The organism is Paracoccus aestuariivivens (assembly GCF_009711225.1).
In the GTDB taxonomy this organism is placed as follows: Bacteria; Pseudomonadota; Alphaproteobacteria; order Rhodobacterales; family Rhodobacteraceae; genus Paracoccus; species Paracoccus aestuariivivens.
Genome location: NZ_WMIE01000025.1, coordinates 1 through 19,583 on the forward strand (window position 1 = coordinate 1; position 19,583 = coordinate 19,583).

At 56.1% G+C, this 19,583-nt stretch carries 21 protein-coding genes and 1 pseudogene; 15 read left to right on the top strand and 7 right to left on the bottom strand.

Going from position 1 to position 19,583, the window contains the following annotated elements; translation table 11 throughout:
• Positions 1 to 126 precede the first annotated feature (126 nt).
• From GL286_RS20160 to fliF, 5 genes and pseudogenes are all read right to left on the bottom strand, one after another.
• Positions 127 to 388: pseudogene (locus GL286_RS20160) on the bottom strand (transposase); the annotation flags it as partial.
• A 474-nt stretch (positions 389 to 862) separates the two neighbouring features.
• Entirely contained in the window at positions 863 to 1,504 is a 642-nt protein-coding gene (locus GL286_RS20165; protein ID WP_246185042.1) for a flagellar type III secretion system pore protein FliP, read from the bottom strand.
• Positions 1,505 to 1,585: 81 nt separating this feature from the next.
• Complete coding sequence (locus tag GL286_RS22980; RefSeq protein WP_425496105.1) at positions 1,586 to 1,816, bottom strand: FliM/FliN family flagellar motor switch protein; 231 nt, start codon at positions 1,814 to 1,816, stop codon at positions 1,586 to 1,588.
• Positions 1,817 to 1,836: 20 nt separating this feature from the next.
• Positions 1,837 to 2,388, bottom strand: a complete 552-nt coding sequence (locus GL286_RS20175) for a hypothetical protein (protein ID WP_155097374.1) — start codon at positions 2,386 to 2,388, stop codon at positions 1,837 to 1,839.
• Complete coding sequence (fliF, locus tag GL286_RS20180) at positions 2,385 to 3,953, bottom strand: flagellar basal-body MS-ring/collar protein FliF (protein WP_155097375.1); 1,569 nt, start codon at positions 3,951 to 3,953, stop codon at positions 2,385 to 2,387. The genes GL286_RS20175 and fliF overlap by 4 nt, the downstream gene beginning before the upstream one ends.
• 112 nt (positions 3,954 to 4,065) lie before the next feature.
• Between fliF and GL286_RS20185 the strand changes: the two genes are divergently transcribed.
• From GL286_RS20185 to GL286_RS20230, 10 genes are all read left to right on the top strand, one after another.
• Positions 4,066 to 4,548: a flagellar basal body-associated FliL family protein gene (locus GL286_RS20185; RefSeq protein WP_155097376.1), complete on the top strand. Its 483-nt coding sequence runs from the start codon at positions 4,066 to 4,068 to the stop codon at positions 4,546 to 4,548.
• Positions 4,545 to 4,895, top strand: coding sequence for a hypothetical protein (locus GL286_RS20190; protein ID WP_155097377.1), 351 nt, complete (start codon positions 4,545 to 4,547; stop codon positions 4,893 to 4,895). Before GL286_RS20185 ends, GL286_RS20190 begins: the two co-directional genes overlap by 4 nt.
• The gene (locus GL286_RS20195; RefSeq protein WP_155097378.1) at positions 4,888 to 5,427 is read left to right on the top strand and encodes a MotE family protein; all 540 of its coding nucleotides are present in this window, start codon (positions 4,888 to 4,890) and stop codon (positions 5,425 to 5,427) included. Before GL286_RS20190 ends, GL286_RS20195 begins: the two co-directional genes overlap by 8 nt.
• A gap of 13 nt (positions 5,428 to 5,440) precedes the next feature.
• A complete protein-coding gene (gene motA, locus GL286_RS20200) occupies positions 5,441 to 6,307 on the top strand; it encodes a flagellar motor stator protein MotA (RefSeq protein WP_155097379.1) in 867 nt (288 codons plus the stop codon).
• Positions 6,308 to 6,578: 271 nt separating this feature from the next.
• Complete coding sequence (locus tag GL286_RS20205) at positions 6,579 to 8,666, top strand: flagellar biosynthesis protein FlhA (protein ID WP_155097380.1); 2,088 nt, start codon at positions 6,579 to 6,581, stop codon at positions 8,664 to 8,666.
• The gene (locus tag GL286_RS20210; RefSeq protein ID WP_170295324.1) at positions 8,663 to 9,421 is read left to right on the top strand and encodes a flagellar biosynthetic protein FliR; all 759 of its coding nucleotides are present in this window, start codon (positions 8,663 to 8,665) and stop codon (positions 9,419 to 9,421) included. The genes GL286_RS20205 and GL286_RS20210 overlap by 4 nt, the downstream gene beginning before the upstream one ends.
• Positions 9,418 to 10,533 carry a flagellar type III secretion system protein FlhB gene (gene flhB, locus GL286_RS20215; protein WP_155097381.1) on the top strand — a complete coding sequence of 372 codons (1,116 nt, stop codon included), beginning with the start codon at positions 9,418 to 9,420 and terminating at the stop codon, positions 10,531 to 10,533. The genes GL286_RS20210 and flhB overlap by 4 nt, the downstream gene beginning before the upstream one ends.
• A complete protein-coding gene (locus tag GL286_RS20220) occupies positions 10,530 to 10,922 on the top strand; it encodes a hypothetical protein (RefSeq protein ID WP_155097382.1) in 393 nt (130 codons plus the stop codon). The genes flhB and GL286_RS20220 overlap by 4 nt, the downstream gene beginning before the upstream one ends.
• A 411-nt stretch (positions 10,923 to 11,333) precedes the next feature.
• Positions 11,334 to 11,978 carry a TetR/AcrR family transcriptional regulator gene (locus GL286_RS20225; protein ID WP_155097383.1) on the top strand — a complete coding sequence of 215 codons (645 nt, stop codon included), beginning with the start codon at positions 11,334 to 11,336 and terminating at the stop codon, positions 11,976 to 11,978.
• Between the two features lie 107 nt (positions 11,979 to 12,085).
• Positions 12,086 to 12,418, top strand: a complete 333-nt coding sequence (locus GL286_RS20230) for a hypothetical protein (protein ID WP_155097384.1) — start codon at positions 12,086 to 12,088, stop codon at positions 12,416 to 12,418.
• 64 nt (positions 12,419 to 12,482) lie between these two features.
• Here the strand turns inward: GL286_RS20230 and recQ are convergent, their stop codons facing one another.
• Both recQ and GL286_RS20240 read right to left on the bottom strand, forming a co-directional pair.
• The gene (recQ, locus tag GL286_RS20235; RefSeq protein WP_170295326.1) at positions 12,483 to 14,510 is read right to left on the bottom strand and encodes a DNA helicase RecQ; all 2,028 of its coding nucleotides are present in this window, start codon (positions 14,508 to 14,510) and stop codon (positions 12,483 to 12,485) included.
• A complete protein-coding gene (locus tag GL286_RS20240; RefSeq protein ID WP_155097386.1) occupies positions 14,510 to 14,803 on the bottom strand; it encodes a YggT family protein in 294 nt (97 codons plus the stop codon). Before GL286_RS20240 ends, recQ begins: the two co-directional genes overlap by 1 nt.
• 130 nt (positions 14,804 to 14,933) lie before the next feature.
• On the opposite strand from GL286_RS20240, the gene GL286_RS20245 reads away from it, so the two are divergent.
• From GL286_RS20245 to GL286_RS20265, 5 genes are all read left to right on the top strand, one after another.
• Positions 14,934 to 15,506: an acyl-CoA thioesterase gene (locus GL286_RS20245; RefSeq protein ID WP_155097387.1), complete on the top strand. Its 573-nt coding sequence runs from the start codon at positions 14,934 to 14,936 to the stop codon at positions 15,504 to 15,506.
• Between the two features lie 49 nt (positions 15,507 to 15,555).
• Positions 15,556 to 16,914 carry an MFS transporter gene (locus tag GL286_RS20250; RefSeq protein ID WP_155097388.1) on the top strand — a complete coding sequence of 453 codons (1,359 nt, stop codon included), beginning with the start codon at positions 15,556 to 15,558 and terminating at the stop codon, positions 16,912 to 16,914.
• Positions 16,911 to 17,774, top strand: coding sequence for a penicillin-insensitive murein endopeptidase (gene mepA, locus GL286_RS20255; RefSeq protein WP_170295325.1), 864 nt, complete (start codon positions 16,911 to 16,913; stop codon positions 17,772 to 17,774). The genes GL286_RS20250 and mepA overlap by 4 nt, the downstream gene beginning before the upstream one ends.
• Positions 17,775 to 17,890: 116 nt before the next feature.
• Positions 17,891 to 18,730, top strand: a complete 840-nt coding sequence (locus GL286_RS20260; protein WP_246185044.1) for an esterase-like activity of phytase family protein — start codon at positions 17,891 to 17,893, stop codon at positions 18,728 to 18,730.
• Between the two features lie 115 nt (positions 18,731 to 18,845).
• Positions 18,846 to 19,460 (top strand): VUT family protein, encoded by a 615-nt coding sequence (locus GL286_RS20265; protein ID WP_155097390.1) that lies wholly within the window; start codon positions 18,846 to 18,848, stop codon positions 19,458 to 19,460.
• Positions 19,461 to 19,583: the final 123 nt, after the last annotated feature.

The following is a 19,583-nucleotide window of genomic DNA, read 5'->3' on the forward strand; positions in this document are numbered from 1 at the left end:
GGCGAAAAGTCCCATGCGGATCACTCCGTTGCCCCGTCGCTCACCGCTATGGGGGAAGGTTCACATGGCTCAATTCTCAGTGAAAATTAGGCGACTTTCCGGCTCAGTTCTGGGTGGAAATCAACAGTAAGGGTTCTCCACCCAGCGGGCGACGACCGCCTCATCCGAGAGCTTGAAGGCATGCTGGAGATACATCACCCCGCGACCAGGCGCGGCGAGGTCGCCGGTTGGCCCTGATGCGAGGGAAAGAAGCTCGCCCATTCCCGTTCGAAGAAATCCCGGTCGATCAGTGCCGCGGGCTTCACCAGTTCATGGCGGGTGTCGATCACGTCGACCAGCCGCGGGCGGAGCAGGTCACCTGTTCAGGGCTGCGGGAACGGGGCTTCACCGGCGACCGGAAATTGCAGGGTTTCTCGCCAAAGCATACGAAACCCTGCAATTCAAAGCGAATGAAGCCTAAGGTCGATCACCCAAAATCAATGCGTCGGGAGGTGTTCAGAGCGGACCACGTAGTCTGAACCAACCGCCATTATACGGTATTGATCCGCTGTTATGGTCTGAAGCAGGAGTTCATCACTCCGCATTACCCAAAGCAGCACAGTATGGTCGATCGTATGATAGGGATGCTGAAGGAGCAATGCGAGCATCTTCATCGTTTCAAAGCCACCAATATGCCGTCCCCACCAACGGTGACTGGATCCGACTCTACAACAACCGGTACTACATCAGGACTTGCAATGTTGACCCCAGCAGAGCCGTGCAGATTAGCAGCCTAATCCGAAAAAATTCCGCTGCGTCGATAAATGGTCGCGTGCATTCCTTGGCTACCCGGTAACGCTCCTCGCCAAAATATCCAAAAAAATTACACATAGCTGTTGATCAACGCGCTTGAAAGGATCTGCCAGCCACCAACCGAAACAAAAAATGCTAGCTTAATTGGCAGAGAAACCACCGCGGGAGGAACCATCATCATGCCGACAGACATGAGCACCGCTGAAACCACTAGATCAATAACAAAAAAAGGCAATGATATAAGAAATCCGACCTCAAATGCGCGTTGCAGTTCCGATAATAAAAAAGCAGGTATCAACCTATAATCAAACCCTACCCGAGTAGTATCTATTGGAGACAAAAATCCGGGCACCTCCTCAAGATCATTGCCTTGCACTCTGCTCTCCATGAACACGATAAAAGGTCTTACACCCTGATGAAAAGCCTGTGTAACGGAGATTTTCCCTTCGGACAATGGCACCGCAGCAGCAACCCATGATTCAAAGAAGACTGGATGCATTATATAGCAAGTGATGAATAGCGCTAGACTCGTCACGACCATATTGGGGGGAGATTGAGACAGTCCAATTGACTGCCTCAAAATCGACAAAACCGTCACCACAAACGGAAAGCACGTAAACATAATTACGACAGCCGGCACAAGAGATAGAACAGTCAACGTAACAAGAATAACGAAAGAATTTTCACCTATACCCAAGTGGTGACTTTCCATGGCATCAACGACTCCTAGCCCCCCAGCCACGACAGGATCGGGGAGAGAAAATAGTAAATAAGACGGAGCCGATCCAATCATCTACCCGATCACTCCAATTACCTTCACGTTAATTTTATCACACCCCTCTATTCTTATAAGCTCCCCAGTGGCAATGACCTTTTCCCCAACGCAAATATCAACAACATCTGACATCTCACAATCCAACTGCAACACTGAGCCTAGACTCAGACACGATATATTTCCAATCTCGACAAGACACCTCCCTAATCTCACCGAAACATCCACCTTGATATCGTCCATATAAACCATTTTCACAGAATCACTCAAAGTCAACCACCATAGCTATTAGAAATAATTCCTTTGCAAGCCGCCTTGAAGCCATCAGTATTAAATGAAATGCGTCCTTCGTGAAACTCCACCTTAGCAGCACAATCAAGGGGTTTATCCGAACTAAGAATTTTTACTCCTGAAAGGCGCCCCATTAGATCAGGACCAATAGTAGCATAGACATCGGAACTACAACGGATCTGTAGAGATCCAACCTTACGCTCTCTCGCAGCAGAAACTTCCGAAACAATCCGGTCAAAAACACCAGAACCATCAACAAAACCAGATAATGCTTCAATAAAAACCGCAAGCAATTGCAAAAACTCTCGCTCAACATCTTTATAAATCACATCTCGCTCAGCATCAATTTTACGAGATAGATCAACCAATCTCTTTATTTCATCTCCGATCATGTTGATATAATCGCTCTGCGCGTCCCGAAATCCACATTCATAGCCCTCATCTCGAGCAGAAACCACGTCTTGAACAGTAATCGTCTTTTCATTCGTTGAGCGCGAATTGAACACTTCAAGCTTTAGTGCGAGAGATTTCATTTCCCATCTCCGATTTTGCTGATCCATCCAGACAACAATAAAAGACTGTCGTCACCTCGTTCTTTCATTAGGTGCTTAAGTCTGAGCACAGGATCACTCCTAGCTGGCACTTCGGAAACAAAATCAATGTCGGATATTTCCAACGCGTTATCAATCTGTTCGCCGGTGGGCACCGACGCAATTTCCACCCCATCTTCATAAACTCCAGACCGATCGAGACTGACCATCTTATTTCTGAAAGCCTTCTTAGCTTTAACGAACCAGAGCATGATTCCAAGAAAGACCACGGCTAGAAGTGCGAATATCGAAAGATACATCGGACGTTTATATACGCCATGAGAAGTTGAATCGGACAGCACGTCGCCATATCCTGACTCATTGACCCGAGAGAACGGAAGCGATCTTACTGTAATTACATCGCCTCTAGCCTCATCAAAACCGACGACAGAGGAAACCAACTCTCGAACGGCATCTAATTCGGAAGACGCACGCGGGGTAAAGGTGACCGTTCCGTCCGATCCCACGGAGCTAGCATCATTTATTAGAACTGCGACTGTAAGCCGACGTACCGCCCCTGGCTGGCGATTCACTTCACGTGTCACTTTGCTGACTTCAAAGTTCGATCTCTGCCGTGTTTCCGAGCGAGACGACTTACTTTCATCATCTATCTCGTTTTTCCCCTCGGGCAGGTTCGAAGCCGCCGTTACAGGCCCTGAGGAATTATTTGTGTTCTGATCCGCCAGTTCCTCACTTTCTTGCGAAACTAGAGCCCGCGATTGCGGGTCGTATTTCTGCTCGGTTAGAGTTTCCGTCTCCCGCACCACATCCAAGTTTAGTTCCACGACGGCATTACCGCTTCCGACGTGTGCTTCTAGTATGCGTTCGACGTTTCGCTTCATTTCTGACATGCGGTCGTCAGCGTTTGGGTCATCACTGGACAAGACGACGCCACGCTCACTGTCAATCACCGTCACCTGATCGCCAGTCATTCCAGGTACGCCCGACGCGACCAGGAACTTCATCGCTTTGGCTTGAACTCTGCTGATCTGAGTTCCGTTCGTTGTGACCGTAATTGAGGCGCTGGCCTGCCCTTCGCGACGAAATCCCCGGGCATGGGGAACTGCCAAATGTACGCGAGCTGACTTCACGTTAGGCAGCGCCAGGACGGTGCGGGCCAACTCCCCTTCCTTTGCGCGCCAATAAGCTGCATCAAACATCTGTGAAGTTGTGCCAAATCCCGACATACCGTCGAGTATCTCGTATCCTTCTCCGTTCGCGGCTGGCAGGCCCTGTCCGGCCAATGTCATCCGCAGAGCGTCACGCTGAGCCGCATCAACCCAAATCGTTTCTCCGCGTATGATGTAATCGGCTCCGGCTGACTCAACCGCTGAAACGATTGCACCCGCCTGTTGAGCATCCAGCTTTGGATAAAGTGGCACAAAGTTGGGACGGTAACTCAACCAAGACAAGCCTACGACATCGGCTAACGTGATAGCAAAGGTCAGCAACAACGTAAGCTTCTGACCCGGACTTCTGTCGCGCCAGTAGTCTTGCAATCTCAACATACGTTGCCTCGCGAATCGTCCGTGATGTGTCAACTCGTCTTTGCCATGGTGGGAATTAAGATTTGGTTAGCTGGTAGATGATATCCGTTTGAATGAACAACGGAGAATCAGCATGGCCGACGCCGGAGCTTTCCAGTCAATCACTACGGTCGGGAAACGGGGTCCCAAGCCAATAGTATTGGCGCTCACTTTCATCCTGCTAGCTGGCGGCGGCTTTATCTCAACTTTCATCGGCACTTGGTCTCCACTCGGCTTTTTCAACTCTGAGCACAGTGGACCAGTGCAACGATTTCAGTCTAAAGCAGAGTTTGTCGCAATTCCTCAGATAATTCTGACGCTTCCAGGCGCCCAGATGCGAACACTTGTTATGGCGATTCAGATCGAAACAACCGTCAGCAAGAAGCAGGAAGTGCAGGTATTGCTTCCCAGACTCTCGGACTCATTCAATTCCTTTTTGTCCAGCATTGATATCGGCGCATTCGAAAAACGCGGAATTCTTGAAATTATACGGGATGAATTAGCAAACCGTGCAGTCTACGTTCTGGGCAAAGAATCGTTCAGCGATGTCCTAATCACGGAGTTTCGCATCCAATGACGGTCTCCCATATCCTTCAGGGCGGAATACTATTTTTTGCGATCAACCTAACCGTCTTCTGCTGCCTGCTGGTACGGCGGTTACGCAAACTCAATGACCTGGAAACTGGGCTAGGCGGCGCGATCGCCGTCATGACCAGCGAGATTAGCCGGCTCGAGCACTCGATTCATTCAGCAAAGACAGAGGCCCTTCTAGCGACTCATGGTTTGGCGGAGGAAATTGAGAAGGCAAAGAAAGAGCGAGCTTATTGGACATTACAAAAACAGTTCGCTGAATCTGCAATGTCTAACTCAGGCAGAGTTCGCCGCAAAAAGAGAGTAATTTCGACAGGTACTGTGAATGCGTAGATCGCTTCTTCATATCTCCAGTTCCACCTTTGTCTTCGCTGCCTCCATCTTTGGACTTTCACTAATAAATGACCCCAAGAGACTGCAGGCTAGCGCGGAACCGACGTCATTACTGCAAGGTTGTGCGGATATTCCGGAAGCGGTTGAATTAGCACAAACACTTCATCAACGAAGTCAGAGAATCGAAACCTTCATACAAGATATTGAAAAAAGAAAAGGAGAGCTTGCCGACGCGGAAGTAAAATTAAAGAATAGCCTCATTGAACTGCGCAAAGTTCGGGAAGACATAAACTATCACAAAAGACAGCTGAGCGAAGATCAATCTATTGAAGTTTCCAGAATAATAAAGCTCTACGACCAAATGAAGCCAGAAGAAGCCGCCAAGGTGCTCTCCAACCTACCGCCAGAATATGCGGCCCAGATATTGGCACGCATTCAACCCGAATCCGGAGCGAAGATCATGGCATCGGTAGATCCGGCGCAGGCAGCGATTTTCACGTCGTTCATGGGCGCCATCCGCGCAAGTCAATAGGAGGATACAAGTTATGCTCGGCATGATTGGCATTGTTCTCACATTCGCGATGGTTTTCGGAGGATATATTCTTGCCGGAGGGAAGCTCGGTGTAATTTTGCATTCGTTACCCTATGAAATGATGATGATTGGCGGCGCCGCTTTGGGTTCATTTCTGCTTTCGAATGAGACAGCTGTTATCAAGCACTCGCTCGGTGGCGTCGTTCGGGCTCTTAAAGGGCCGCAATGGCGCGAGGCAGATTTGCAGGACGTACTGTGCTTATTGTTTCAACTGCTTAGGATCGCAAAGGCTAATCCCATTGACCTGGAAAGCCACATTGAAGACCCTGAAAACTCGCCAATATTTCAGGCATTCCCCAGAATTCTTGCGGATGGACACGCAGTATCGTTGATCACAGACACGTTGCGTTCGGCGAGCCTGAATTATGACGATCCCTATCAGGTTGAGGAGATGCTTTCTCAGCGCATTAGCCTGATGAGCGAAGAGGCAATGCATGCTCCGCACGCGTTGCAGAATATGGCCGACGCGTTGCCCGCACTGGGAATCGTTGCCGCCGTACTAGGTGTCATCAAGACAATGAGCGCGATAGACCAGCCGCCCGAAGTCCTTGGCAAAATGATTGGTGGCGCGCTCGTCGGGACTTTTCTTGGCGTTTTTCTAGCCTATGCATTGGTCGCTCCATTTGCGCAACGATTGCAAGCCGTCACGAAGCAGGATCAATCCTTTTATGACGTAATCAAATCGGTTCTTGTCGCCGGACTTCATCAGCACGCGACTAATCTTTGCGTTGAGGTCGGTCGCCAAACCGCTCCCGAGCATGTGAGACCCAGCTATGGCGATCTGGAGAATGCACTGCGCGACCTGAAGAGGGCCGCATGATAGTCGTCGCAGTCACGGCGACGGTCCTGGCTGGAGATCCCGCGATCCCGATGGATCATACTGATCCAGCAGCCAAAATGATCGTAGATGCGCAGACTTGGCTCCTGAACGGAGAGCCGTTGCCGGCCGATTTGAATGCTCGGCTGGCGATAATGGAGCCAGCCGAAAGGTTGCGTGTTCTGGTTTATCTCCGCCGATCTGGGTTGTTCGATGGCCCTAGCTGGACCGTTGAGCGGATACTTGATCCCGCCCAAAGCCCGGATCCCGAGAAATGACCCCAGAACACGTCGCAAAAAGACTCCCTCAATCGACCCGACCGATCCTTATCACCGGAGGATTGGTCATTGTCGTCCTATCGATGGTTATTCCACTGCCAGCTGCGGTTCTGGACGTGGGGATCGCATTCTCGATTGCTACAGCAACGCTTATCCTTGTCATGGCGGCCATGGTCGAAAAACCCACCGACTTCCAGGCGTTTCCGGTTCTGCTACTCATCTCGCTTCTGATCAGGCTATCGTTAAACGTCTCGTCGACGCGACTGATCCTGACAAACGGCCAGAACGGCCCCGAGGCAGCAGGCCATGTCATTAACGGTTTTGCGGAATTCGTTGCGGGGGGATCATTACTGGTCGGCCTAACGGTCTTTGCCGTGATTTCCATTGTGAATTTCATGGTCATCACCAAGGGCTCCGGCCGCATGGCCGAGGTGTCGGCGCGTTTTGCACTAGATTCTCTTCCCGGGAAACAACTCGCGATTGATGGCGATCTGAATTCTGGTGCGATAGACCACGAGGAAGCAAAGCGTCGCCGCATCCAAGAACAGAATGAAATTAGCTTCTTCGGCTCGCTCGATGGCGCGTCAAAGTTTGTCAAGGGCGACGCTATTGCCGGATTGCTTATAACTGTTGTCAATCTTCTGGTTGGTCTGACGGCGGGTATGGTTGTTCATCGACTGCCCGTCGCCGAGGCTTTCTCGACCTATTCCCAGCTGACGATTGGCGACGGACTGGTTTCACAAATTCCGGCACTCATCACCTCGATGGCGGCCGCGCTTCTGCTTTCTCGCGGGGGGGCTACGGAAACAACAGCCGATCTCCTTTCCCGACAGATGCTGGCAAACTGGCAAGTCCCCACAGTCGTCGGAATCGGTATGATCATCGTCGGGTCAATTCCCGGCATGCCTAAAGCTGTCTTCCTGATCTTGGCAATATTCTTCGGCGCTGCTGGTTGGATGCTTAGAAAGCGGAATCTTGCTGCGGCACAAGACATACCGCCTACGGAAACCTTGTCGGTGCCAACGCCAAACCAGACCCGGATCGGTGACGTACTTGATACCGATGAGATAAGTATTGAAATCGGTCCGGGCCTGATTGCCAGCGCATTGGATCAAGGCCGAGGATTGGGCCAGAGAATTACCAATCTTCGCCATCATATCGCACGTAGTTATGGCCTCATCCTGCCCGATGTCCGGATTACCGACGGCACCGATTTCGAAGCTGGTGAGTATTTGATCCGCATCCAGGGCGTTGTCAGAGGTCGAGGGATCCTTAGACCCGATTCTACATTGGCCCTCGCGTCCGAAACTACACTCGCCAGCATTGATGGTGACGAAGTGCGAGAGCCGGTTTACGGCAGTGCTGCCAAGTGGGTCACCCCTGATCAACAGGAGCTGGTGGCAATTTCAGGTGCGACCCTCGTCATTCCGATGGAGATCCTGTCCACGCATCTGATGGAGGTGGTTCGAAACAACCTTGCCGCCCTGATGACGATGTCCGCGATGCAAAGAACGATCCGAGAGCTTTGCGACATCTCGGATTCGCATCGGGCGCAGGTCAATCAGCGGTTTTTCGACGGGATGATCCCCGACAAGGTCGCGCCCGAATTGCTGCTCGCGGTGCTGCGCGCAATGCTTCAGGAAAAGCTTTCGATCCGAAACCTGACGCTCATCGCGGACGCCGTATATGAGGCCAAAAGCGCCTCCTCGCCTGATGCCGTCTATGAGCAGGTTCGCCGCCGTCTGCGCGGTCAGATCAGCGAGCAGTATTCTTCCGCCGATGGTCATCTTGATATCCTACAGCTTCATCCGATGTGGGAAGCCGAATTGACCCGAACAGAAAGCGAGGCAAGCCGCGGAGCAAGCGCAGCCTTACCGCAACTTCAGCAGAAACTGGTCGAGGCGGTACGCAAACTTGTTGCAACGCTCCCCCCTGCGGCGGAGTTTGTCATTGCTGTGCCCGATCACCGGCGCCGTCTGATCCGGATGGTCTTGGAAGGTGCTGGGATTGCTACTCCTGTCATCGGCCTTGACGAGATTGATCCGTCCGCGCGTGTCCGTTTGGTTGGCACTGTCGCATTGTGACCGAACTGCTGAACGATCCTAAACTGGCAAGCACCCTGAGCGGGCTGATCCTCGTTTATTGCCGAGTTCAGGCCTGCCTGCTCTCACTGCCGGGCTTTTCGACCCCAGGCCTTCCTGTCAGGGTTCGCGTGGCTATCGCAATGTCGATGACTCCGCTGCTGGCCGAACAGATAACTGCCGTGCAGTTGTTCACCGTCCCTGTCTGGTTTGCATTTGCCTGTCTGGCCGAACTGATGACAGGTTTGGCCATCGGTGCGATGGTGAGGCTGTTCGCATCGGCGCTCGATATCGCCGCGGCAGCGATTGCAGCTACTGCTTCGCTTTCGCAATTGGTCGGACCAGCGACCGAACACACGCCGCATCCGGTTGGCAACATCTTCCATCTTGCGGGAATAGCCGTGCTGATGGCACTTGGCTTTCCGTTCGCGGTGATTGATCTGCTGCAAAGCAGTCTCGCTGTAAAGCCAGTCGGAGAATGGCCCGACATCTCGGCACTGTTCCCCGCAGCCATCGGATTGTTTTATCACGGCTTCAAATTGGGGCTCATGCTTGCGGCGCCCTTCATTCTGGGCGGATTCTTGTTCCAGCTTCTTTCAGGCATGGTCAATAAAGTCATGCCCGCATTTCCCGTTACGTTCATTGCCGCACCGGGTGCAGTGCTGCTTGCGCTGATCGCACTTGCTCTTTTGACACCTTCGACGATCTCGATCTGGGCGTCTGAGATGTTCGAGATTATCCGGGTGATGCACAGATGAGCGGCGAGGACGAGGACGACGACAAACAATTCGACGCCACAGAGCAGAAGCTCCGTCGCGCCCGAGAAGAGGGGGATATCCCTCGATCTCAAGAACTAAACTCGACATTGACTTATATCGGTCTTTGGGGCGCATTCGCGCTCGCCACCGCGTGGTTGATTCCTGACTGGGTCGCGATGGCCGCTCGCGCATTAGGCACCGAACAATGGCCGGACGGTTCCAGCGAATCCGCGATGGATCTGGTGCACGGAATCGTCATGCAGACGGGGTTCTCGACCGTAATCTTTCTTGCGCTGTTGGCACTTCCGGTTCTTGTCGGTCTGATCGTACAGCGGGCCATCGTCTTTACACCAAAGAAGCTGGTCCCGGATATCAACCGGATAAACCCGCTGAAAAACGCCGGGCAAAAATTCGGCCCTTCTGGTCTGGCGAGTTTTGCGATTTCCGTTGCGAAGGTGATCTTTGTCACAGTTGGCGGGTGGCTGCTTTATCGCTCGCTGTTCGGTTGGATCATGTCGTCAGCAGCAATGGGCGAAACGCAATGGATGGTCGGCGTGAGTACCATTCTGCAAAAGGCCATCACATTGGCGATCGGCATCGGCGTTGTCTTCGCCGGAATCGACCTGATCTGGAAACGCTTCGAGTTTATGCGACGGCATCGCATGTCCCGAAAGGAGATGCAGGACGAATATAAAGACAGCGAGGGCGATCCCCACTTCAAGGCCGCCCGCCGCCAGAAAGGCATTGATATCGTCATGAATGCGATGCTGGCGGACGTGGAAAGGGCCGATGTCGTGATCGTAAACCCTACGCATTACGCGGTCGCGCTGGAGTGGAAGCGCGGCAACGGTCGCGCTCCGGTTTGCCTAGCGAAAGGCGTCGATGAGGTCGCGCGACGTATCCGGGAACGCGCGGATGAACATAGAGTCCCGATCTGGTCTGATCCGCCTTGTGCGCGTGCGCTACATGCGTCTGTCGAAATCGGAGAGGAAATTCGCTCGGATCAGTTCGCGCCGGTCGCCGCCGCCATACGCTTTGCCGAGGCGATGCGCAAAAAAGCGCGGTCGGGCTGGGCAAACGCACCAATCAACCCCAACGGGCCAACAAGATGAGCCAATCGACCAAATCATTGATGCAACTTGAACGCATCGCGCAAATGAAATCGGACCTTGAAATGCGCCATTTCTCGGCCTTCAGACAGCACATCGAAGCCGCGCAAGCGCGGATCGACAACATCAAATCGACGCATCAGGCGCTCTACGCATCCGAGACCGATTTTTCAGTTGCCGAGGCACGTCTCATCAATGCTTTGGCGCAGGACCATAGCCGCGCATTGATCGCCGCCGAACACGATCTCGCCCAGATGCGCCCGCGCTACGACGCCGCCCGAGCACAGGCCCAACGCGAATTTGGCCGAGCCGAGGTCATCAAAACACTCCGCAAGAACTCTGCCGCAGATGACCGCGACCACCGCGTCAAGAAGCAAGACCCGACCGGCTGACAATCGGGATGCCGGCCTTACCTGATCGTTGTTTCGACCTTCTGGTAGGAAAGCGTGGATCGGCGATTGGCGGACCTAATGGCGTACTTGCCGACGGAACCGAGGTCCGGTCCAACTTATGTCCATCGGCTCCATGCGTGACTTGGTTGCGCCACGAAAGAATGCCGCTGTAGTTCCTTAGCCAACACCGCTTCATGCCAAAGGTCGACGAACCGAAGACCCGCAAATTGTATGACTTTGACTTATCAAATAAGCGCTGGGTGAACATCCGTCCCGATTAGAGGTGGTCAGGTTCATGGCATGCCTTTGCAACTTCAAGTAATTAGAATAAAAAGACATATCAAAGGCAGTGACGCCCCGTTTTAAGAGTAGACGCCCCGGACCGGGGTAAGGTGTTGGGAGAACCGTCCTATGGAAAAGGGTGTTTCGGTAATGAAGGGTCGCAAGTTCCTTCAGGTGCTGGAAGGCGCTCGGACGATCTTTCTGCGCGACGGTTTCGAAGGCGCGAGCGTCGATGATATCGCGCATGAGGCGGGGGTCTCGAAGGCCACACTTTACAGCTATTTCCCCGATAAGCGCATCATGTTCACCGAGGTGTTCCGCAATGAACTTGCCCGCGACACCGCTGACGCGGGGGCGCTGCTCGAGGTGGATCTGCCGGTCCACCAGATCCTGCCGTTCATCGTTCAACTGATCTCGGCGCATATCGTGTCGGATTTCGGCATGGCGATGTATCGCGTCAGTGTCGCCGAAGCCGAACGTTTTCCATCTCTGGCGCGAGAATATTATGAATCTGGACCGGTCCAGCTTCGGCTTAGGCTGGTCCGATACCTTAGGCAGCGCGCTGATTTAGGAGAGCTTCGGATCACCGATTTCGACCTCGCCGCCGATCAGCTGATCCGACTGGCGGGCGCGACTTTACACGACCGCGCGTTGTTCGTGGGCCGCCAGACGGTCGATGCCGAGTTATTGCGTGCCGTCAGCGACGGTGCGGTCCGGATGTTCATGGCCTGTTACGGGACCGGAATGACCGAAATGCGGGTCGCGGGCGAATAGCAGCCAGCGCCAGTCACGGCTTCGGGGAAAATTTCGCCACGGCTTCATTTTCAAACCTTGCCTCCCTATGATGCCACCACGAATTTTCACCTTCACTGGATGAACTTATGAACCGAGCCCTCCTCGTCCTTGCCGTTTTGGCCCCTCTTGCCGCCTGTGCGCCCGCCCCTACACCTGAGCCGGTGCCGCAAGTCTCGCCCCTGCCCGTCACGCCGGTTGCAGGTGTTTCCGGCCTTGAGTCGCGTGAACCTGATGCGTGCCACGCCAAGGACTATGTCTCGGCACTTGGTCAGCCCGGCACCGTGATTCCGGGTCTTGGCATCACGCGCGAATATCGCGTCGTCGAATATCGCGGCATCGAGCCGCAGGAATATAACCCGCTGCGCATCGTGTTCCGTCTGGATGCCTCGGGCAACGTCTACAACATCGACTGCGGTTGATACTGATCTGAAACCTTCCGTCACCGGCTTCCGTTCCGGTGGCGGAAGCGCGATCCGGTCCAGCTTATCTTTCTGAGATTTCTTGCATGAACGCCTCGCCGAACCGTTCCAACTGCGCCGCATCCAGATAGCGCGACAGGTCAGACGGGCGATCTTCGGCGATACGCCGCAGGACCGTGTTCTTGACGGAAAGCAGCTTTTCTATCCCATCCTCGCCGCGGCTCAGATTGTTCTGCGCCTCAAGCAAACGGTCATAAAGATCGCCCGAAGGACGACCGGCCAATGCACGGCGCGCCGGATGCATCGGAGCGACCTCGCCTGCAATTACGCGCAGGAACTCGTCGCCGAAATTCTCCAACTTCTTCGCGCCGACACCATTCACCCGTGCCATCTCGTCCAGCGTCATCGGTCGGGACTGCGCCATTTCGATCAGCGTCCGGTCCGGAAAAATGACATAGGCCGGAACGCGCGCAGCCTCGGCCAAGGCGCGACGCTTGGCTTTCAGCGCGGAAAGCAGCGGGGCATCTTCGTCATCGACCTGCGCGCGCACCATCACGGCCGGTCGCGCGCGGCTGATCAGGTCACGACGCAGGATGACCGTTTCCTCGCCGCGAAGGACGGAGTGTGCTGTGGCGGTGATCGCAAGACCGCCATGACGCTCGGGGTCCGGTCGCATCAGATCGCGGCCAAGCATCTGGCGCACCACCGCCTGCCATTCAGCGCGCGATAAGTCGCGACCGACGCCGAAGGTCGGCAGTTTGTCATGCCCACGCGCCTGAATCCGATCCGTCGCATTGCCGATCAGAACGTCGATAATATGACCGGAGCCATAGCTCTCGCCCGTTCGCAGGATGGCGGACAGCACCTTTCTCGCGGCTTGCGTGCCGTCAAAAACTTCGGGAGGTGTGTCACAAATATCGCAATTTCCGCAGGGCTCAGCCGTTTCACCGAAATAGCCCAGCAACGCGACACGACGGCAGGTCGCCGAATCCGCCAGACCCAACAGGGCATTCAAACGGGCATGATCGGCAGCCTTGCGATCGGAAGGTGCAAGTCCCTCATCTATCTGCCCACGACGCAGGCGGATGTCATCAGGCCCGTATAGCGTCAAAGTCTCGGCCGGGGCCCCGTCGCGGCCACCTCGACCGATTTCCTGATAATAAGCTTCGATGGATTTCGGCAGGTCGGCATGGGCGACCCAGCGGATATCGGGCTTATCGATCCCCATGCCAAAAGCGACGGTCGCGGTGACGATCAATCCGTCTTCTCGCTGGAAGCGGGTCTCGACCATACGGCGCTGATCGGCCTCCATCCCGCCGTGATAGGCGACAGCGGCAAGTCCGGTCTGGTTCAGCGCTTGTGCAAGTGTTTCGGTCTTGGCGCGGGTACCGCAATAGACGATGCCGGATTGGCCCCGTCGCGCCGAGGCAAAATCAAGAATCTGCCGACGCGGAGTATCCTTGGGCTGGAACGCCAGATGGATATTCGGTCGGTCGAATCCCCGCAAAAAAATCTTCGGCTCGCCGCCGCCGAACAGTCGCGCCACGATCTCGTCGCGGGTTTCGGCATCTGCGGTTGCCGTGAAAGCTGCAAGCGGAACCGACAAGGCTTTGCGAAGTTCGCCAACGCGCAGATAGTCGGGGCGGAAATCATGGCCCCATTGGCTGACGCAATGCGCCTCATCGACAGCAATGGCCTGAACGCCGGCACGGCGCAGCATCGGCAAGGCCGCCCCCGAGGCGAGGCGTTCCGGTGCGATATAAAGCAGCCGCAATTCGCGCGCGCTCAATGCGCGCAGCACTTCGGAGTTCTCCTCCTCGGTATTACCGCTGGTCAGGGCTGCGGCGGCGACACCCGCCTCGGTCAGGGCGCGGACCTGATCGCGCATCAACGCGATCAAGGGCGACACCACCACCGTCAACCCGTCCCGCATCAATGCAGGCAATTGGTAACACAGCGACTTCCCCCCACCCGTCGGCATGATCGCCAGAACGTCCCGCCCCGAGGCGACAGCGTTCACGATCTCTTCCTGGCCCGGACGGAAACCGTCAAAACCGAAGACCTGCCGCAGCAGGGGTGCGGCCGACACGATCAGAACCCGTAAAACCAACCGGCGTTATTGATCAGCGCACGTTGCGCCACGATGATGATGATGAAGACCACCAGCGGCGCCAGATCCAGCGAGCCGGTATTGGGCAGGATCGACCGAACCGGAGCATAAAGCGGCTCAAGCAGACGGCTAAGACCGTTCCAGATCTGCCAGACTAACGGCTGGCGCAGGTTTAGCACCTGAAAATTGATCAGCCACGACATGATGATATGGGCGATCATCACGAACCAGATCACATCCAGTATCAGCATCAGTGCTTCAAAAAGCGTGCCCATCTCATCCTCGTATTATGCGTGCCTGCGACAGGTAAGGCAGCACCCCGCATTGCGCAACCCTGAGCGCCGCTGCGTCCGGATTGACGGCCTCCGATCCGGCCATTAGCCCGGTACCATACAAGGAGGACCAATGTACCCCATCCTGCGCTTTGCATCCGAGATGCTGAAGTATCGCAACGCCCCCCGGATCGGCGTGCTGGACCCGCATATTTCGACGCATCGCTGCTGGCCTTGGGATCTGGACCCATGGATCGAGCTGAACAATGGCCGCACCCTGACGCTGTTTGATCTCGGGCGCGTGCCAATGGCGGTCAGGACCGGCATCATCGGCACGATGCGCGAGAATGGCTGGGGCATCACGGTCGCCGGAAACTCGGTGCGATATCGCCGGCGGGTGCGTGGCTTCAACCGCTTCACCATGGTTTCGCGCACCATGGGTTGGGACGACAAGTTCCTGTACATGGAGCAAAGCATGTGGCGCAAAGGCGAGTGCTGCAACCATATGCTATTGCGCGGTGCGATTACCTCAAAGCAAGGGATAATTCCGCCCGCACGACTGATGCAGGCTGCCGGACGGGAACCGGCCAGTCCCGAACTGCCCGACTGGGTGCAGGGCTGGATCAAGGCCGATGCAATGCGGCCTTGGCCTCCGGTCATTCCGGCGCCTACGCCCGACGACCCAAAAGACGACTTGCCTGCCTAACCCTGCTTGGGCCTTATGCGCCTGACGAATGGCGGACAAGGACACCAGCATGGAGCGCAAACGGATCTGGGGCTGGTGGTTTTTCGACTGGGCCAGCCAGCCATATGCGACATTGCTGACCACATTCATCTTTCCGGTCTATTACGCCGAGATCGCCAAGGCCCATTATCTTGGTCAAGGCATGACCCCCGAAGCAGCGGCAGCGGCCTCGCAATCACTTTGGGGCTACGGGCTGGCGATCTCGGGTTTCGTCATCGCACTGCTTGCGCCGGTTTTGGGGGCGATCGCGGATAATAGCGGGCGCCGGTTGGTCTGGATCTGGATATTCTCGGCCTTCTACGCCACTGGTGCATGGGGGTTGTGGCTTCTCAGCCCCGAGCAACCGCATCTGATCGCGACCGTATTCTACTTTGGCATCGGTCTGATCGGCCTCGAATTCGCCACCATCTTCACCAATGCCCTGTTGCCCGGATTGGCGCCCAAGGACCAGATCGGGCGGGTCTCGGGGTCGGGCTTTGCATTCGGCTATCTCGGCGGCGTCATCGCCTTGTTCGTCATGCTGCTTCTGCTCGCAGAGAACGCCCAGACCGGACGAACCCTACTGGGCATCGAGCCGATCCTTGGCCTTGATCCCGCCGCGCGCGAAGGCACCCGCGCAGTCGGTCCGTTTACCGCCCTTTGGTATCTGGTCTTCATGATCCCCTTTGCGCTTTGGGTTCCCGAAACGCCGGGCCCCCGCCGACCGGTCAGCATCGCCGCGGCCCTGCGCGATCTTTGGCGCTTGGTCCTCAGCTTGGGTGAACGGCGCTCGCTGGGGGCATTCCTGCTATCCTCGATGTTCTCGCGGGATGCTTTGAACGGGCTCTACGCGTTCGGCGGACTATATGCCGCAGCCGTACTTGACTGGCCGGTCATCCTGTCCGGCATCTTCGGCATCGTCGCAGCCCTGTCCGCCACGGTGATCTGCTGGCTGGGGGGGCGCGCCGACCATCGCTGGGGACCAAAGCCCGTGACCATCGTATGCACATTGGTCCTGATCCTTGTCTGCACCATCGTCATCGGTATGGATCGCAATCAAATCATGGGCTTCCCTTTGCCCGAAGGCTCGCGCCTTCCGGACGCATTGTTCTTCGCATGCGGCGCGATGATCGGAGGGGCGGGCGGCGTTTTGCAGGCTTCGGGTCGCACATTGGTCGTCCTGCACACCATGCCGGAACGCGCCACCGAGGTCTTTGGCCTATACGCCCTATCGGGAAAAGCGACGACTTTTCTCGCGCCATTTCTGATCGCGCTGGTCACCGATCTCAGCGGAAACCTGCGGCTGGGTATCTCTCCGCTGATCGTGATGTTTCTTCTTTCGCTGGTTTTGTTAAGCTGGGTCAAAGCAAAAGGGGAACCCGAGCAGTGATCCGCAAACTCCTAAGCGCTGTTGTGCTGGCGATGGCGACTGCCTTGCCCGCATCGGCCGACCCGCTCGCCAAAGATGTCTTTGGAGCGACACCCGGTCCGACCGGCGGCAACGCCACTTCGATCGGCTTCTATTCCAAAGGCTGCGTTTCCGGCGCGGTCCAGCTTCCCGAAACCGGTCCGACATGGCAGGCCATGCGCCTGTCGCGCAACCGGAACTGGGGCCATCCCGAGCTTGTCAGCTTCCTGATCGGCCTGTCACAGGCCGCACGTCAGGCAGGTTGGCAGGGCCTTTACATCGGCGACATGAGCCAACCGCGCGGCGGCCCGATGGTCACAGGCCATGCCAGCCACCAGATGGGGCTGGATGCCGATATCTGGCTGCTACCGCCGCCCAGCATGCATCTGTCGAGGGCGCAGCGCGAAAGCATCTCCTCGGTATCGGTGGTGAATGGAAAAGGCATCGCACCCTCGGCCAATTGGTCGCCTTCGCATATGGCGATCATCCGCGCCGCCGCTCGCGATCCCCGGATCGAACGGATTTTCATTGATCCGGTCGCCAAAGTGGCAATGTGCCAGATGGAGACCGGCAACCGCTCGTGGTTGCGCAAGGTCCGTCCGATCAATGGTCACGACTACCATTTCCACGTCCGGCTGAGTTGCCCGTCGGGATCGACCTGCCAGAAGCAGGACCCGCCGCCCGCCGGAGACGGTTGCGCCGAGGCCGCCGAGTGGATCAAGAACCGGATTGATCCCAGCCGTGTCAAACCCGTGCCGCCTGATCCCGATTACCGCCATCCCCGTAGCTTCCGACTAAGTGAAATGCCCCGCCAATGTCAGGCCGTAGCAACAGCCCGCTAACCACAGGCATCACGGCAGGCCATGCATGGATAAGGCGAGCCCTCAGCGGGCTCGCACTTGCATTTATGGGCCTTGCCTTCGTGCTTTGGTACTCTTGTCCCGCCGGATCGGTCACGATGACCAACGGCTCGGCTCCGCGTGTGGAACATCTCGGTACGTTCGTCTGGAACTTGGACGAGGCAGATTTCGGCGGTTTCTCGGGGTTGCATCTGGATGATGACGGCACCCGCTTTCTGGCGCTGTCGGATCGCGCCAGCCTGCGCTGGGGCATGGTCGAACGCGACAGCAACGACAATATCGTCAGCCTCGTCCCCGAGGGTTATACTCGGCTGAAAGACAGCCAAGGCAAGGATCTGCCATCTGGCGGACGGACGGGTGACAGCGAAGGTTTAGCTGTCGGGCAGGACGGTCGGATCTGGATCAGCTTCGAGGGTCTGACCCGCGTCGTCGGCCATGACAAACCGGACAGTCCGGCCCGACTTCTGCCGCGCGCCAATGCCTTCAAGAAGTTGCAGCCCAATTCATCGCTGGAATCCCTGGCGATCATGGCCGATGGCACGCTGCTGACCATCCCCGAGCGCTCGGGCGGCCTGAAACGTCCCTTCCCCGTCTGGCGGTTCCGCGACGGCAAATGGGACGAGCCTTTCTCGATTCCGCGGCGTGGCGATTTTCTGGCGGTCGATGCAGATGTCGGTCCAGATGGCAGGCTTTACCTGCTCGAACGGGATTTCCTTGGCATTCTTGGCTTTCGCAGCCGCGTCAGGCGCTTCGACATCACCGGCGAAGGGCTGTCGAACGAACAGACGCTGATGACCTCTTATCCGCTTCAATTCGACAATCTCGAGGGGATGTCGGTCTGGCAGGACGACAAGGGAATCCGCGTCACGCTGATCTCGGACGACAATTTCGGTGCTTTGCAACGTACGGAACTGGTCGAGTACCGCATTTCCGACTAAGGCCGTCCCGGATTCACGCGAAACCATTGACAGCATCGGGCAGCACGGCGTATGCGGCGCTGCCCCAACAGGCCGGGGCCGAGTCTCCGCTACCTTGTCAAAACGGAATCCGACAATGTCCCGTATTCTTCCTGGCGTCATCGCCATGGCCATCGTTGTGGTGGCATCGAACATCCTCGTCCAGCACCTTCTGGGAGACTGGCTGACCTGGGGTGCGCTGACCTATCCGGTCGCCTTCCTCGTCACTGACATCATGAATCGCGTCTATGGCGCGGCCGCAGCGCGCAAGGTCGTCTTCGCGGGCTTCGTGGTCGGCATCCTGTGCTCGATCGTCGCGGCAGGAATGGACAAGACCACGCTGCGCATCGCCATCGCATCGGGTGCCGCGTTCCTTTCGGCGCAACTCATGGATATTTCCGTGTTCAACAAGTTGCGGAAATACAACTGGTGGTTGCCCCCTCTGGCTGCGTCGATCGCTGGTTCGGTCCTCGATACCGCTGTTTTTTTCACCATCGCCTTCTCGGCCACACTCACATCTGTGTTTCCTGCAGATGACGTATCCTGGGCAAACGAGCTAGTTCCCCTGCTTGGGCATGGTCCCGCGCAACCTTTGTGGGTTTCTTTGGCAGTTGCTGATTGGATGGTCAAAATGGCGCAGGCAATCTTCGCCTTGGTGCCTTTCAGGATCATCGTCGGAAATTTGATCCAGAAGCGCGCGCAAATGCATTGACTGATCTTCGATCTGTGTCACGCTAAGAACATACGGCAACACATTGAAAGGAGGTGGTCCAGTGTCGAGAGTGATAGTGGAGAGAGGTGTCGGGACAGTCAGGGGGGCCGTGGCCTAAGGGCA

Bases quoted from the DNA above. Each gene is read 5' to 3' on its own strand.
- GL286_RS20250 (WP_155097388.1), top strand. From the start codon at position 15,556: ATGGAGCGCAAACGGATCTGGGGCTGGTGGTTTTTCGACTGGGCCAGC.
- GL286_RS20245 (WP_155097387.1), top strand. From the start codon at position 14,934: ATGTACCCCATCCTGCGCTTTGCATCCGAGATGCTGAAGTATCGCAAC.
- GL286_RS22980 (WP_425496105.1), bottom strand. From the start codon at position 1,816: ATGGTTTATATGGACGATATCAAGGTGGATGTTTCGGTGAGATTAGGG.
- GL286_RS20190 (WP_155097377.1), top strand. From the start codon at position 4,545: ATGACGGTCTCCCATATCCTTCAGGGCGGAATACTATTTTTTGCGATC.
- GL286_RS20185 (WP_155097376.1), top strand. From the start codon at position 4,066: ATGGCCGACGCCGGAGCTTTCCAGTCAATCACTACGGTCGGGAAACGG.
- GL286_RS20165 (WP_246185042.1), bottom strand. From the start codon at position 1,504: ATGGAAAGTCACCACTTGGGTATAGGTGAAAATTCTTTCGTTATTCTT.
- GL286_RS20260 (WP_246185044.1), top strand. From the start codon at position 17,891: ATGACCAACGGCTCGGCTCCGCGTGTGGAACATCTCGGTACGTTCGTC.
- GL286_RS20265 (WP_155097390.1), top strand. From the start codon at position 18,846: ATGTCCCGTATTCTTCCTGGCGTCATCGCCATGGCCATCGTTGTGGTG.
- fliF (WP_155097375.1), bottom strand. From the start codon at position 3,953: ATGTTGAGATTGCAAGACTACTGGCGCGACAGAAGTCCGGGTCAGAAG.
- flhB (WP_155097381.1), top strand. From the start codon at position 9,418: ATGAGCGGCGAGGACGAGGACGACGACAAACAATTCGACGCCACAGAG.
- motA (WP_155097379.1), top strand. From the start codon at position 5,441: ATGCTCGGCATGATTGGCATTGTTCTCACATTCGCGATGGTTTTCGGA.
- GL286_RS20220 (WP_155097382.1), top strand. From the start codon at position 10,530: ATGAGCCAATCGACCAAATCATTGATGCAACTTGAACGCATCGCGCAA.
- GL286_RS20195 (WP_155097378.1), top strand. From the start codon at position 4,888: ATGCGTAGATCGCTTCTTCATATCTCCAGTTCCACCTTTGTCTTCGCT.
- GL286_RS20205 (WP_155097380.1), top strand. From the start codon at position 6,579: ATGACCCCAGAACACGTCGCAAAAAGACTCCCTCAATCGACCCGACCG.
- GL286_RS20230 (WP_155097384.1), top strand. From the start codon at position 12,086: ATGAACCGAGCCCTCCTCGTCCTTGCCGTTTTGGCCCCTCTTGCCGCC.
- GL286_RS20240 (WP_155097386.1), bottom strand. From the start codon at position 14,803: ATGGGCACGCTTTTTGAAGCACTGATGCTGATACTGGATGTGATCTGG.
- GL286_RS20175 (WP_155097374.1), bottom strand. From the start codon at position 2,388: ATGAAATCTCTCGCACTAAAGCTTGAAGTGTTCAATTCGCGCTCAACG.
- GL286_RS20225 (WP_155097383.1), top strand. From the start codon at position 11,334: ATGGAAAAGGGTGTTTCGGTAATGAAGGGTCGCAAGTTCCTTCAGGTG.